Raw genomic sequence first — 14848 nt, 5'->3', positions numbered from 1 at the left:
TCGTAATCATCAGAACTGGGTCCCTACGTTGAATGTCACAAGCTTGGTATCGTCGCCCTTTTCGTGCAGCAGCACCTTGGCGACGTCGATGCGGAGCGGGCCGAACGGCGAATTCCAGTTGACGCCGAAGCCGACCGACACGCGCGGCCGCGCGGAATCGCCGACGAAGCGTTCGAGGAACGGTGCCGTCGGCACGTTATAGATCGTGTTGATCGAAGTGCCGACGCACGGCGCCGACGCGCTTGCCGAATAACCCACCGTACAGGTAGTCAGCGAGCCGGTATGGTCGCCGCTGCCGACGACGAAGAGCTGGTTGCCGCTGGCATCCTTGATGAAGTTGTCTTTCGGAAGCAGCGTCGGCGAGCCGTCCTGGTTGAAGAGCAGCTTGCCGGCCGAATCGGTCGCCTGGGTGAACTCGATCGTCTTGCCCGGACGGGTGATGCCGAACAGGCTGCCCGCCATCACGAAGATCGACGGACGCAAGCCCATCTCGGCCGCGCCGGCACCCAGCGGGATCTCGAGCTCGGCCTTGGCGAGATAATAGGCCTTGCCGCCCAGCGCGTCGTCGATGATCTGGTCGCGATCGGTGATCAGCGCCTGCGTGCCCGCCAGCGCATCGCCGGTATAAGCGATGCGCTGCACACGCGGGCCGACGCCGCGAATGTCGAAGCCGCGGAACTGCGGCTCACCGAGATAGAAGCGGTCGGTGATGCGGACCGGATCGCTGCCCTCCCTCCTCTTCTCGAGGCTGTGGATGTAGCCACCTTCGGCCGTGAGCGAGGCGATGAACCCGCTGCCGACGTTCCAGTATTTGGCGCCCTCGGCGCGCGCACGGAGATAACGCACCTCGCCGCCGAGGCCGGCGAAGTCGCCGCCGACGCTCAGCCGCTGGCCGCGGGTCGGACGCAGGCGGCTGTTGAGGCTGTCATAGATCATCGAAACGCCGACCAGCGACGTGATGCGGTTGCCCACGGCCTCGCAATAATAACGGCCCGCCTTGAGCGGATCGCAGGCGCCGTTGGTATAGAAGGACGACTTGTCGAGCGTCACATTGTCCTGCCGTAACGTGTAGCGGGCGGACAAAGTCCAATATTCAGTCAGCGGCAGGCCCGCGACGAGCTGTCCGCCGGTCGCGACCTGGCTGTACGTGGTGCTGCGATCGCTGCCGATATAATTGAACGCGTTATAGTCCTGGCGGAACAGCGTGCCGCCGAGCGCGATATTGGTGTCGAACAGATAGGGCTCGGTGAAGCCCAGCTCGACCGACTTCGAATAGCTCGAATAGTCGACCGAAGCCGAAACGGTCTGGCCCATGCCGCGGAAGTTGCGTTGACGGATCGACGCCTGGAGGATGAAGCGCTCGAGGCTCGAAAAGCCCGCCGAGAGCGTCAGCTCGCCATTGGGGCGCTCTTCGACATTGGCGGCGAGGACGATCCGGTCCGGTGCCGAACCTTCCTTGCGCTCGATCTCGAACTTGTCCTGGAAATAGCCGAGTGAGTTGATGCGATCCTGCGAGCGCTTGACGAGGAACGTGTTGAACGCGTCGCCCTCGGCTACGCGGAACTCGCGGCGGATCACCTTGTCCTGCGTCTGGCGATTTCCGGTGATGTCGATCCGCTCGATATAGGTGCGGTTCGATTCGCCGATGTGGAAGTTCATCGACATGGTCAGCGCTTCGCGGTCACGCTGGAAATCGGGCCGCACATCGGCAAAGGCATAGCCGAATGCACCCGCAGTCTCGCTGAGCTGCTCCACGGTGTCTTCGACCGCCTTGGCGTTATACCATTGGCCTTCCTTGATGCTCAGCGCAGTGGCGAGGCGCTTGTCGTCGAAATCGCGGATCGCGCTGTCGACGGTCACCGGGCCGAATTTGTAGCGCGGGCCTTCCTCCACCACGTACGTGATGATGAAGTCCTTCTTGTCCGGCGTCAGCTCGGCGACGGCCGAGATCACGCGGAAATCGGCATAGCCTTCGGTCAGGTAGAATTGGCGCAGCTTCTGCTGGTCGTATGCCAGCCGGTCCTGGTCGTAGCTCGTGTTCGAGCTCATCAGGTGCATCAGGCTGGCGGTCTTGGTCGCCATCTCGCCGCGCAGCTTGCCATCGGAGAACACTTCGTTGCCGATGATGTTGATCTGGCGGACCTTGGACTTGGGCCCCTCGGTGATCTCGAACACCACATCGACACGGTTCTGGTCGAGGCTGACCATCTTGGGCTCGACATTCGCGGCGAAGCGACCCTGGCGGCGATAGAGCTCGATGATGCGCGCAACGTCGGCACGGACCGCAGTGCGCGTGAAGATCTGGCGCGGTGCCAGCTTCACTTCCTTGCTGATCTTGTCCTGCTTGAGCCGTTTGTTGCCTTCATAGATCACCCGGTTGATCACCGGGTTCTCACGGATGCGGATCACCAGATCGCCGGTCTCGACGCCCTCGATCGCCACGTCGGCGAGCAGTTCGGACGCCAGCAGGTCCTTGATCGCCTGATCGACGGTCTCGTTGGTGTAGGTGTCGCCGGTCCGCAGGCGGGTATAGGACAGCACCGTCTCGGGCTCGAGGCGCTGTGCACCTTCGACGCGCAGCGAACGAATCGTGCGCACCAGCTGCACCGGCACGGGCGCAATGGCGGGAGCGGCGGCCTGCGGCGCGGCCGCCTGCGGAGCCGGCGCGGCAGTTTGCGACGCGGGTGCGGGCACCGTGGGGGCGGGGGCGGTCTGCGCATGCGCAAGTCCCGAGAGCATGGTGCCCGCGAGAAGCATCGCAGTGGCGCGTGCGCCGAAATGATTAGCCTTGATCGTCACATCCCACCCCAAGTCGGATTTCGAGTAATGCCGCTGCCCACGCGACGCCGGAACAACCGCCCCTGCCTTAACCGCATCAGCCGATCAACCCGGCCAGATTTCTCCAAACGCCAAATGCGCCCAGATCATTCAACGTCACCAGCAGCATCAGCGCCAGAATTGCGATCAGACCACCCCGGAAGGCCCATTCCATCACCTGTGGCTCCACCGGGCGGCGGCGTACGGCTTCGACTGCGTAGAACAGAAGATGCCCGCCATCCAGCACTGGAACTGGCAATAGGTTGATGAATCCGAGATTAATCGAAATGAGCGCGATGAGGAATGCGAACTCGATCGGTCCCAGCACGAGACGCTCGCCCGAGACCTGCGCGATCTTGAGTGGGCCGCCGAGCTCGGAGATCGAGCGGCGGCCAGTGATGATCTGGCCCAACCCGTCGACCGTCATCTGGACGATGTCGATAGTCTGGCGAATTCCGACGAGGGGCGCTTCGAGCAAGCCCACCGGCTTCACCACCGGATCGCTGTTGCCGATGCCGAGCACGCCGAGCTTGAAGCGATTGCCGAAGCGATCCACCTCTTCTCGTGTGCCGATCACCGTGTCGGCGGATAGGTTCTGGTCGCCGCGCGTGAATTCGATGCGCACCGGCTCATTCGGCCGAAGCTGCGTATACTTCACCATGTCGGTGAAGTTTTCGACGGAGCGACCGCCGAGCGCCGTGATCCGGTCACCAGGCTGGAGCCCCGCCACCGCCGCGGCGCTACGCGGCTGGACGCTGCCCACCACCGACGGTGTGCTGTTCTGCCCGTAAGCGAAGGCAAAGGCGGCGAGGATCAGGATGGCGATCACAAAATTGGCGATCGGCCCCGCCGCGACGATGATCGCGCGCTGCCATAGCGGCTTGGCCTGGAAGGTCTTCGCTCGCTCTTGCGCGGGGAGCGAGAGCCACTCGGGCGAAGGTTGGCTGGCCGGGTTCATGTCGCCGGCGAAGCGGACATAGCCGCCCAGCGGCAGCCAGCCGAACTTCCAGCGGGTGCCGCGCTTGTCGGTGATGCCGATGACTTCGCGGCCGAAACCGATCGAGAATTCCTCGGCCTTCACGCCGAACCAGCGGCCGGCGAGATAATGTCCGAGTTCGTGGAGGAAAACGAGGGGCCCGATCACCAGCGCGAACGCGAGGACGGTGAGGAGGATACCGGGAGATTCGATCAAAGAACGCAGTCCTTCACACGCTCGCCCGCATACGCCCGCGCCTCGGCGTCGATCGCCAGCACGGCATCCAGCGAATCCGGGGCGGCCGGATCGTAGCGCGCCAGCGTATCGGCAACGATTGCGGCAATTTCAAGAAATGCGACACGTCCGGCAAGGAATGCGGCGACGGCCACTTCATTGGCGGCATTGAGGATCGCCGGGCGGGCTCCGCCTGCGGAAAGGGCATTGCGCGCCAGTGTCAGGGCCGGAAAGCGCGTCGGATCCGGCGCCTCGAAGTCGAGCCGCCCCACGCGCGCGAGATCGAGCGCTTCGCACGGCGTCGCCATACGCTCGGGCCAGGCCAGCGCATAGGCGATCGGCGTGCGCATGTCGGGCGTGCCGAGCTGGGCGAGTACCGACCCGTCGACATATTCGACCATCGAATGCACCACCGACTGGGCATGGACGAGGATGTCGAGCTGGTCCGCGCGCACCGGAAACAAGTGAAAGGCCTCGATCAATTCGAGCCCCTTGTTCATCATCGTCGCTGAATCGACCGATATCTTCGCGCCCATCGACCAATTGGGATGCGCCACGGCCTGCGCAGGCGTGATGGTGCGCATCGCTTCGAGCGGCGTGGCGCGGAACGGCCCCCCGCTGGCAGTGAGGATGATCTTCCGCACGCTGCGCGGCGCGGTGCGGTCGAGGCACTGGAAGACGGCGTTGTGCTCGGAATCGACCGGCAGCAACGTCGTCGCGTGCGCCTGCGCCGCCGCCATCATGACGTCGCCCGCCGAAACCAAAGCTTCCTTGTTGGCGAGCGCGACCGTGCCGCCCGCCTCGAGCGCCGCCATCACCGGCTTGAGACCCGCAGTGCCGACGATCGCCGCCATCGTCCAGTCGGTGCCCATGCGTGCGGCCTCGCAGATCGCGTCGGCCCCTGCCCGCGCCTCGACACCACTGCCCGCGAGCGCATCGCGAAGCGGCGCCAAGCACGTTTCGTCCGCGACCACGGCGACTTGCGAGCGGGTGCGGATCGCCGCAGCGGCGAGCTTTTCGACGTCGCGATGGGCGGTAAGCGCGACAATTTCGAACTTTTCGGGCGCGCGTTCGATCAGGTCCAGCGTCGAACTGCCCACCGAACCCGTGGCACCCAGGATCGTGACCCGTTTCATCAGGTCAGCACCAATACCAGCAAAGCCGCCACGGGCGCCACGACGACGAGCCCGTCGAGCCGATCCATGATCCCGCCGTGCCCGGGCAACAAATTCCCCGAGTCCTTCACGCCCGCCAGGCGCTTGAGATGGCTCTCGAAGAGATCCCCCATCTGCGCGAGCGCGGCGAGCAAGGGCGTGGCGACGACCAGCACCCACGGCAGGCTGAACCAATAGTTCAACAACCCCGCGAACAACCCCGCACTGATCACTCCTCCGACGAACCCCGCCCAGGTCTTGTTCGGACTGATCGCCGGCGCCAGCTTCGGCCCGCCGATCGCCCGTCCCGCGAAATAGGCGCCGCTGTCGCACGCCCAGACCAATGCCATCGCCCAGAAGGTGTAGAGCAATCCGTGCGGGTCCTGTTCGCGCAACGCCAGCAGCGAAAGCACGGGAAGCCCGGCATAGAGCACGCCGCCGGCAAGCGACGGCCGCCGCGTCACTGCTCCGATGAAGAACATCGCACCGATCAACAGGCCGAGCGCCACGAACCCCGGCCCTGCCGCCAGCCCGGGCGCCATGATCGCCAGGGGCACCGTCAGGGCATATTGCGCGAGCCGCTTCTGCTGCGCGTTCGCGCCGGTCAATTCGGCCCATTCGCTCATCATCAGCAATGCGACGACGACGATGACGATCCAGAATCCCAGCCCTCCCGCCCAGAGCGCCACCGCAGCGAGCCCAATGAGCGCAAGGGCGACGACCAGACGCGTCGCGAGATCCGATTTGGCTTTGGTCACAAGCCTCCGAAACGCCTCTGGCGTTGGCCGTACCGGTCGATCGCGTCGGCAAGCGCCGCCTCGTCGAAATCTGGCCAGAGCGTGTCGACGAACAGCAATTCGGCATAAGCCGCCTGCCACAGCAGGAAATTCGACAGGCGATGCTCCCCGGATGTGCGGATCAGCAAGTCGAGCGGCGGCAGGTCGGCGGTTTCCAGCTCGGCTTCGAACCGTGTCTCGTCGATCGCGGCAGGATCGAGCGCGCCGTCGCGCACCTGTTCCGCCAGACGGCGTGCCGCGGCGAGGATTTCCGCCTGCGCGCCGTAATTAAGCGCGATCACCAGCGTCGGGCCCGGATTGGAAGCGGTGCGCGCGACGGCGCCGTCGATCATCGCGACGAGATCGGGTGCGAGGCTGCGCCAGCCGCCGATCACCCGCAGCTTGACGCCTTCGGAAACCAGCTCGTCGAGTTCGCTCGCCAGGAAATGGCGGAGCAACCCCATCAGGTCCCGGACCTCGTCCTCCGGACGCCGCCAATTCTCCGACGAGAAAGCATAGAGCGTCAGGACTTCGATGCCGAGCTTGCGGGCGGCGCGAGCAATGCGCCGGACGCTCTCGACGCCCTGCTTGTGTCCGGCGATCCGCGGCAGGAATCGTTTCTTCGCCCAGCGCCCGTTGCCGTCCATGATGATGGCGACGTGACGCGGGATCGTACCCGCCGGAAGGTCGGGAACGGGTCTGGCGGCCATGTCAGCCGGCCGGCATCGAAGAATGGCGAACGCCCGGCGTCACTTGCCCAGGATTTCCTTTTCCTTACTCGCCGCCGCAGCGTCGATCTCGGCGATCGTGCTGTCGGTCAGCTTCTGGACCTCGGTCTCGTGGCGCTTGCGCTCGTCCTCGCCGAAAACGCCCTTCTTCTCGTCGGTCTTCAGGCTGTCATTGCCGTCTCGGCGAACGTTGCGCACGGCGATCCGCGCCTTCTCGGCATATTGGTTCGCCAGCTTGGCGAGCTCCTTGCGGCGCTCCTCGGTCAGATCGGGGATCGGCAGGCGCAAGGTCTGGCCGTCGACGATCGGATTGAGGCCGAGGCCGGCCGAGCGGATCGCCTTGTCGACTGGGCCGACATTGGTCTTGTCCCACACCTGCACCGAAAGCATGCGCGGCTCGGGCGCCGAGACGCTCGCGAGCTGGTTGATCGGCATGTGCGAACCATAGACCTCGACCGAGACCGGATCGAGCAACGTCGTCGACGCGCGGCCCGTGCGCAGGCCCTGGAGGTCGTGCTTGAGCGCCTCGACCGCGCCGGCCATGCGGCGCTCGAGATCTGCCTTGTCGTAAGCGGCCATTTTACGGCTCTCCCCTTATGCGGATACTGGTTCGTTCTGGACGATCGTCGAGGCGCCCTCGCCGCGCAGCACGGCCGAGAGATTGCCTTCGTCGCGGATGTTGAACACGACGATCGGAATGTTGTTGTCGCGGCAAAGCGCGACCGCAGACGCGTCCATCACTTTCAGATTGTCTGCGAGGACGCGGTCATAAGTCAGCGTATCATAACGCTTTGCGGTGGGAACCTTCTTGGGGTCGGCATCATAGATGCCATCGACCGAGGTGCCCTTGAACAGCGCATCGCAGTTCATCTCGGCGGCGCGCAAGGCGGCGGTGGTGTCGGTCGTGAAGAACGGCAGGCCCGTGCCCGCGGCGAAGATGACCACGCGCCCCTTCTCCATGTGGCGCTCGGCGCGGCGGCGGATATAGGGCTCGCACACGCTGGCCATCGGGATCGCCGACTGGACGCGCGTCTGGATGCCCGCCTTCTCCAGCGCATTCTGCATCGCCAACGCGTTCATGACCGTCGCGAGCATGCCCATATAGTCGGCGCTGGCGCGGTCGAAGCCCTGTGCCGCCCCCGCGAGCCCGCGGAAGATATTGCCTCCGCCCACCACCATGCAGATCTGCAATCCGGTCTCGGTCGCCTCCTTCACTTCGGCGGCAACACGGTCGCAGGTGGCGGGATCGATGCCGAACTGGCCCTGCCCCATCAGGACCTCGCCCGAGAGTTTCAGAAGGATGCGTTGGAAGCGGGGAGCGGTCATCGGAGCCTTGATTTTGGGGCGAATAGCCAAGCGGCGCGGACCCTAGAGGAGCCGGTTCGCAGGAACAAGCGGAGATGGGCGTCGAAGAGTTCAGCGCCGCACGCTTTGTCGCCATGCGAGGGCAAGCGACCATGCCAGCGCGAGCGCGACCACGATCAGCGCCGCGATCAGAATCACGACGATAGTGGCGGTGGGCTCGCCATTCGCCGGTGCCGCGCCCGCTTCCAGCTGGGCCAGCCGCCCGAAGACGCTCCGCCAACCGAAGCCGAGCGCATAAGCCCAGCCCGCCGCCAGCAGCCCCGCAGCGCTACCCGGGCGGACGCAAAGCGAGCGCAGCGCGCCGAGCAGCATCAAGGCGTTGCAGATATAGTCGACCAGCAGCGCCTGGAGCGGTTGGCCCCATTTGAGGTGAAACCAGGTTTCGAGCGTGAAATGCAGAATCGCGGCGATCAATGTGACGATCGCGAGCGCAGTCTCCGAACCGTGGCGCATCTGCCCCTCCCCGAGCGTATCCGCCCGCCGATCGTGTCATGCGCCATCGCAAGTGTCGAGGAAACGACACGGGCGCCGCCACTTGAAGGTGACGACGCCCGCCATTCCGGTCCGGGAAGACCTTACTTGGTGAGACCGGCGGTCGCAGCCACTTCGGCGGCGAAGTCGCTCTCTTCCTTCTCGATGCCTTCGCCGAGCTGGAAGCGGACATAGTCCTTGAGCACGATCGTCGCACCGGCGTCCTTGCCGGCCTTGGCGATCACGTCCTGCACCGGAGTCTTGCCGTCCATGACGAACGCCTGGGTCAGAAGCGCGTTCTCCTTCTTGAACTTCTCGATCGGCCCGTTGAGGATCTTCTCGGCCACCTCGGCGGACTTGCCGACGATCTTCTCGGCGTTCTTCTCGCGGAGAATCGCAGCCTCGCGCTCGACGACGTCGGGATCAAGACCCTCGACCGAGAGCGCCAGCGGGAAAGCCGCGGCGATGTGCATCGCCAGCTGCTTGCCGAGCGGCTCGAGCACGTCGACGCCGGCGTCCGATTCGAGCGCGACGAGCACGCCGATCTTGCCGAGGCCCGGGGCTGCGGCGTTGTGGACGTAGGGGATCACGGCGCCATTGGTCACTTCGACCTTCTTGGCACGGCGGAGAACCTGGTTCTCGCCGATCGTCGCGATGTTCGCGGTCAGCACTTCCTCGACGCTGCCGCCGGCAGCCATCGGCGCGGCCTTGATCGCATCGACGCTGTCGCCCTTCTCGAGCGCGATCCCGGTCACTTCGCGGACGAAGTTCTGGAAGATCTCGTTCTTGGCGACGAAATCGGTCTGCGAATTGACTTCGACGGCGACGCCCTTGGTCCCGGCGACGGCGACGCCGACTAGGCCTTCAGCGGCGGTGCGGCTCGACTTCTTGGCGGCCGCGGCGAGGCCCTTCGAGCGCAACCAATCGCTGGCGGCTTCGAGGTCGCCATTGGTCTCGGTGAGTGCCTTCTTGCAATCCATCATGCCGGCGCCGCTCTTTTCGCGGAGCTCCTTCACAGCTGCTGCAGTGATCTCGGCCATGTTCTATTCCTCAGCTAAAAGTCGGGCGGAGCAGTGCGTGATGCCCTGCCCCGCCCCCATTACGGTTGGATGACGGGATCAGGCGTCGATCTGACGCTCACCCTCTTCGGCCTGCTCGGGCTCGGTCACGGCAGCGGGAGCTTCGAACTCCTCGGCGGTGACGACGGGCGCGTCGGCGGCGGGCGCTTCTTCAACGACCGGAGCCGGGGCAGCGAGCGCTTCCTCGACCGGGGGCTGCTCGGCGGCGCCGAAGTCATAGCCCTGGTTGCGCATCTGCTCCTGGCCGCCACGGGTCGCGGCGATCGACACGGCCTCGCAATAGAGGCGGATGGCGCGCGAGGCGTCGTCGTTCGCCGGAACCGGGAAGGCGATGCCGTCCGGGCTCACGTTCGAATCGAGGATCGCGACGACGGGGATGCCGAGCGTGTTGGCTTCCTTGATCGCCAGCTCTTCCTTGTTCGCGTCGATCACGAACATGATGTCGGGAACGCCGCCCATGTCGCGGATGCCGCCGAGCGAAAGCTCGAGCTTGTCCTTCTCGCGGGTGAGCTGCAGCACTTCCTTCTTGGTGAGGCCGTGCGTGTCGCCCGAAAGCTGCTCTTCGAGCGTCTTGAGGCGCTTGATCGAGTTGCTGATGGTCTTCCAGTTGGTGAGCATGCCGCCCAGCCAGCGATGGTTGACGAAATGCTGGTTCGCGCGGCGTGCGGCCTCGGCGATCGGCTCCTGCGCTTGGCGCTTGGTGCCGACGAAGAGGACCTTGCCGCCGGCGGCGACGGTCGAGGACACGAACTCGAGAGCGCGCGCGAAGAGCGGCACGGTCTGCGAGAGGTCGATGATGTGGACGCCGTTGCGATCGCCGAAGATGTAAGGCTTCATCTTCGGGTTCCAGCGGTGAGTCTGGTGGCCGAAGTGCGCGCCCGATTCGAGCAATGCCTGCATGGAGACGACAGGTGCCGCCATAGGGATATATCCTTCCGGTTGAGCCTCTGGGAAGCGAGTGACCAGGCAAGAGCCGTGGCACCGGGTTATGATGCTTCCCATGCGGGTTGAGGCGGCGCGCTTAGCCGAACTGCCGCGCGCATGCAAGTGGAACAAATTTCGAACATCGTATTGACGATGGAACGTTAACGGAACATAAAGGGTTCAGAAGCGGGGCATGGAACGCCTTGCGGTACCAAGTTGTTGGAATCGCTGAATTCTCGCAGCTTGGGCGCGGATTGGGAGTCGATTGATGACTGGGATCGCCATTGGATTGCTGTTCGGCTCGGCCTTCATCGCGGCAGCCTGGACGCTATATGCCAGCATCCGTCCCCAGCTTCATCGCTTCGAGGCATTGATCGGCCCCGTTTCGACGCTCCCCGCACTGCCTTCGCGGCTCAGCCGGGTTACGGTAAGGGAAGTTCCGGCCCGGATGTCGGCACGGGCGTCGCTGCGCGCAGCCGCCTGACCCGGCGATAGCTGCGCACGCTGAACGGGATCGTCGCCAGATAGGCGATCGCGAGCAGCGCCAGCGTCGGCCAGGGTGCCGAAACCAGAGCCGCGACGAAGACCACCAACAGCACCACTGCCTCGAACCGGATCCGCTGCTTGATCCGCACGGCCGGCGCGAAGGTGGCGATGCTGGATATCAGCAATACCGCGATGAACGCGGTCCACGCCGCGATCACTACAGGCGTGCGAAGCAGCGCCTCCCCCGTCCACAGCCACAGATAGAGCGGCGTCATCGCCAGCAATGCGCCCGCCGGCGCGGGAACGCCGGTGAGGAAGCCGGCGGACTTATGCGGCTGATGTTCCTGATCGATATTGGCGTTGAACCGCGCAAGCCGCAGCGCACAGAAGAGCGCGAGCAGCAAGGCGATCATCCAGCCGAAACGGCCCAGCCCGTTGAGCGACCAGAGATAGAGGATCAAGGCCGGCGCCACGCCGAACGAAATCGCGTCGGACAGGCTGTCGAGCTCGGCGCCGAATCGGCTCTCCGCGCGCACCAGCCGGGCGATCTTGCCGTCGAGCCCATCGAACACCGCCGCCGCCAGCACCAGCAGCACCGCGACTTCCCAATTCCCGAGAATCGCGAAGCGAATCGCCGTCAGCCCCGAGCAGAGCGCGAGCGCGGTGACCGTGTTCGGCAACACCGCGCGGAGCGGGATGCCGCCTTCGCGGCGCGGCCGCCTGGGTCGTCTGGGAAGCCTGCCCGCGCGGGGCGGCCTCATTGCGCGATGCCGGTCGCGCGCGTCGCGCCCTTGCGCGCGAGGATGGTTTCGCCGGCAATGGCGCGCTGGCCAAGGGCGACTTCGACGCCATAATTTTCGGGAATGAACACGTCGACGCGGCTGCCGAAGCGGATCAGCCCGACGCGCTGCCCGCCGACCACCATGTCGCCCGCTTTGACGAAGCTGACGATCCGGCGCGCGACGAGCCCTGCGATCTGAGTGAAGCCGATCCGCAGCCCGTTCTTGTCCTCGACGATGATGTACTGCCGCTCATTCTCTTCGCTGGCTTTGTCGAAGTCGGCGTTCATGAACTTGCCGGCGATATAGATGACGTGGCGGATCGTGCCGGTGATCGGGGTACGATTGATGTGCACGTCGAACACGCTCATGAACACCGACACCCGCAGCATCGGCCCGTCCCCCAGCGCGTGCGGGCCCGAAAGCTCGGGTGGCAACGTCACGCGCTCGATCATCGTGATCAGTCCGTCGGCGGGCGAGACGATCAGCCCCTCGCCCTGCGGCGTTACCCGCACCGGATCGCGAAAGAATGCCGCGACGCCGAGCGTCAGGAACACCAGCGGCCAGGTGATGAAATCCCAGACGAACAGGCTGACCAGCGCGATCGCGCCGGCGATCAGCACATATTTGCGCCCTTCGGGGTGAATATCGGGAAAGCGCCACTTCACGGTCGAGGTACCGACGGAAGGCTTGTCGAGTGATGCCATGCGGCGCGGTGTAGCGGCATGATCGGCGCTTTCCTAGACGCCGCCGCGATTATCCGTCCCGCTCAATTCTGCCAGGGCTCGGCGACCGCAGGGATGCAACAACGCCGCTTGCCCATACCGATCCGCCGCGGTCACATTGTGCCGCACGATTCGCTTCTTGTAGTCCGGCCACAGGTCCGAACAGGCGATGAGTGGGTAGGATGCCGGCTGCACTGCGGATAAACGGTGGAATGGCGCTGGCACCCCCGCGCTTGATCCGATTGTCGCAGATCGGCTTTGCGGGACGCCGCTGGTGGTGTATCTGCGCGCCACACTGTTCGAGTTCGGGGGCGGATTGTCCCCGATTAAAGCAATTGCTGCGCTTGAATGTTCGTTCGTTTTCGCGAAAGCGCGTGCGCACTGGTTGCCACGAAAGCTGCAAAGGACTTCCATGCCCGCATCGACCGTCTCCGCAAAGCGCCGCCGTGCCAGCATGCGCGCTGCCGGAGTGTCATCGCCCTGGGTGATGTTCCTCAAGGGCTTCTTCAAGCACCCGGTGATGGTGGGTGCAGTCGCGTCCTCGTCGCAGCGGCTCGTGCGGCACATGCTCAGCCCGGTCGATTGGGACAATTGCAAGCTGTTCGTCGAATATGGACCGGGCGTAGGCACCTTCACCCGACCGATTCTCGAGCGCCTCGCGCCCGATGCCAAGCTGATCGTGATCGACACCAATCCGGATTTCATCCGCTATCTCAAGCACACGATCGACGATCCGCGCTTCATCGCGGTCAATGATTCGGCGGCCGACATCAAGCGGATCATCGCCGATCATGGCTTCGAGCACGCCGATTACATCGCCTCGGGCCTGCCCTTCTCGACGCTGCCGACCGGCGTGGGCGACGCGATCGCACATGCGACGCACGACATCCTGCGCAAGGACGGCGCGTTCCTCGTCTATCAATATAATCCCAAGGTGCGGAACTTCCTGACGCCCTATTGGGAACATATCGATCACGCGGTCGAATGGTGGAACCTGCCCCCCGCACAGCTCTGGTGGGCGTGGAAGAAGTGAGCGCCGCCAACGGCGCTTGATCCCCCCTCCCCATGTCCCTAGACGCTCGCCCAAACCCTAACTGAGGACAGCGAGCACATGGCGAAGATCAAGGTTGCAACGCCGGTCGTGGAGATCGACGGCGACGAAATGACGCGGATCATCTGGCAGTGGATCCGCGAGCGCCTGATCCTTCCCTATCTCGACATCGACTTGAAATATTACGACCTCGGCGTCGAGAAGCGCGACGAGACCAACGACCAGATCACGATCGATTCGGCCAATGCGATCAAGCAGTACGGCGTCGGCGTGAAATGCGCGACGATCACTCCGGACGAGCAGCGCGTCGAGGAATTCGGCCTCAAGGAAATGTGGAAGTCGCCCAACGGCACCATCCGCAACATCCTGGGCGGCGTGATCTTCCGCGAGCCGATCGTGATCTCGAACGTCCCGCGCCTGATCCCCGGCTGGACCCGCCCGATCGTCGTCGGCCGCCATGCGTTCGGCGACCAATACAAGGCGACCGACTTCAAGGTGCCCGGCAAGGGCAAGCTCACCATGAAGTGGGAAGGCGAGAACGGCGAGACGATCGAGAAGGAAGTGTTCAACTTCCCCGACGCCGGCGTCGCGATGGGCATGTACAATCTCGACGAATCGATCACCGATTTCGCCCGCGCCAGCATGAACTACTCGCTCGGCCGCGGCTGGCCGCTGTATCTCTCCACCAAGAACACGATCCTCAAGGCCTATGACGGGCGCTTCAAGGACATCTTCCAGGCCGTGTTCGACGCCGAGTTCAAGGACCAGTTCAAGGCCGCCGGCATCGTCTACGAGCACCGCCTGATCGACGACATGGTCGCATCGGCGCTCAAGTGGCACGGCGAGTTCGTCTGGGCCTGCAAGAATTATGACGGCGACGTCCAGTCGGACCAGGTCGCGCAGGGCTTCGGCTCGCTCGGCCTGATGACCTCCGTCCTGATGTCGCCCGACGGCAAGACGATCGAGGCCGAGGCCGCACACGGCACCGTCACCCGCCACTATCGCCAGCACCAGCAGGGCAAGGCGACTTCGACCAACCCGATCGCCTCGATCTTCGCCTGGACCGGCGGCCTGAAATATCGCGGCAAGTTCGACAACACCCCCGAAGTGACGCGCTTCGCCGAGACGCTCGAGAAGGTCTGCATCAAGACCGTCGAGAGCGGCGCGATGACCAAGGACCTCGCATTGCTGATCGGCCCTGATCAGGCGTGGATGACCACCGAGCAGTTCTTCGAGGCGATCCGCGTCAACCTCGAGAACGAAATGGGCAGCTGGCAGTAAGC

General features: G+C 64.6%; 14 protein-coding genes. 2 read left to right on the top strand and 12 right to left on the bottom strand.

Features of this window, described 5'->3' with window-relative positions:
- Window positions 1-9: 9 nt before the first annotated feature.
- The 12 genes from bamA to BR78_RS0100375 all read right to left on the bottom strand — a co-directional run bounded on the left by bamA (window position 10) and on the right by BR78_RS0100375 (window position 12496).
- Window positions 10-2757 carry an outer membrane protein assembly factor BamA gene (gene bamA / locus BR78_RS0100430; protein ID WP_197021299.1) on the bottom strand — a complete coding sequence of 916 codons (2748 nt, stop codon included), beginning with the start codon at window positions 2755-2757 and terminating at the stop codon, window positions 10-12.
- A gap of 118 nt (window positions 2758-2875) precedes the next feature.
- Window positions 2876-4009: a M50 family metallopeptidase gene (locus BR78_RS0100425; protein WP_029724519.1), complete on the bottom strand. Its 1134-nt coding sequence runs from the start codon at window positions 4007-4009 to the stop codon at window positions 2876-2878.
- Window positions 4006-5163: a 1-deoxy-D-xylulose-5-phosphate reductoisomerase gene (locus tag BR78_RS0100420; RefSeq protein ID WP_029724520.1), complete on the bottom strand. Its 1158-nt coding sequence runs from the start codon at window positions 5161-5163 to the stop codon at window positions 4006-4008. The genes BR78_RS0100425 and BR78_RS0100420 overlap by 4 nt, the downstream gene beginning before the upstream one ends.
- A complete protein-coding gene (locus tag BR78_RS0100415; RefSeq protein WP_029934186.1) occupies window positions 5163-5939 on the bottom strand; it encodes a phosphatidate cytidylyltransferase in 777 nt (258 codons plus the stop codon). The genes BR78_RS0100420 and BR78_RS0100415 overlap by 1 nt, the downstream gene beginning before the upstream one ends.
- Complete coding sequence (locus BR78_RS0100410) at window positions 5936-6667, bottom strand: isoprenyl transferase (protein ID WP_029724522.1); 732 nt, start codon at window positions 6665-6667, stop codon at window positions 5936-5938. The genes BR78_RS0100415 and BR78_RS0100410 overlap by 4 nt, the downstream gene beginning before the upstream one ends.
- 39 nt (window positions 6668-6706) lie before the next feature.
- On the bottom strand, window positions 6707-7264 hold the full coding sequence (gene frr / locus BR78_RS0100405; RefSeq protein ID WP_029724523.1) for a ribosome recycling factor: 558 nt from the start codon (window positions 7262-7264) through the stop codon (window positions 6707-6709).
- Between the two features lie 15 nt (window positions 7265-7279).
- Entirely contained in the window at window positions 7280-8011 is a 732-nt protein-coding gene (pyrH, locus tag BR78_RS0100400) for a UMP kinase (RefSeq protein WP_029934184.1), read from the bottom strand.
- A gap of 90 nt (window positions 8012-8101) precedes the next feature.
- Entirely contained in the window at window positions 8102-8503 is a 402-nt protein-coding gene (locus tag BR78_RS0100395; protein WP_029934182.1) for a hypothetical protein, read from the bottom strand.
- Window positions 8504-8625: 122 nt separating this feature from the next.
- Entirely contained in the window at window positions 8626-9561 is a 936-nt protein-coding gene (tsf, locus tag BR78_RS0100390) for a translation elongation factor Ts (RefSeq protein ID WP_029934179.1), read from the bottom strand.
- Window positions 9562-9639: 78 nt separating this feature from the next.
- Entirely contained in the window at window positions 9640-10521 is an 882-nt protein-coding gene (gene rpsB / locus BR78_RS0100385; protein ID WP_029934177.1) for a 30S ribosomal protein S2, read from the bottom strand.
- Between the two features lie 425 nt (window positions 10522-10946).
- On the bottom strand, window positions 10947-11771 hold the full coding sequence (gene pssA / locus BR78_RS0100380; protein WP_051683135.1) for a CDP-diacylglycerol--serine O-phosphatidyltransferase: 825 nt from the start codon (window positions 11769-11771) through the stop codon (window positions 10947-10949).
- The gene (locus tag BR78_RS0100375) at window positions 11768-12496 is read right to left on the bottom strand and encodes a phosphatidylserine decarboxylase (RefSeq protein ID WP_029934175.1); all 729 of its coding nucleotides are present in this window, start codon (window positions 12494-12496) and stop codon (window positions 11768-11770) included. Before BR78_RS0100375 ends, pssA begins: the two co-directional genes overlap by 4 nt.
- A 430-nt stretch (window positions 12497-12926) precedes the next feature.
- Between BR78_RS0100375 and BR78_RS0100370 the strand changes: the two genes are divergently transcribed.
- Window positions 12927-13547, top strand: coding sequence for a class I SAM-dependent methyltransferase (locus tag BR78_RS0100370; RefSeq protein ID WP_029934174.1), 621 nt, complete (start codon window positions 12927-12929; stop codon window positions 13545-13547).
- A 78-nt stretch (window positions 13548-13625) separates the two neighbouring features.
- Window positions 13626-14846, top strand: a complete 1221-nt coding sequence (locus BR78_RS0100365; protein ID WP_029934173.1) for an NADP-dependent isocitrate dehydrogenase — start codon at window positions 13626-13628, stop codon at window positions 14844-14846.
- The last annotated feature ends 2 nt before the right edge of the window (window positions 14847-14848 follow it).

Source organism: Sphingomonas sp. UNC305MFCol5.2 (genome assembly GCF_000712135.1).
Lineage (GTDB): Bacteria > Pseudomonadota > Alphaproteobacteria > Sphingomonadales > Sphingomonadaceae > Sphingomonas.
This window is presented reverse-complemented; position numbering and strand designations above follow the sequence as displayed.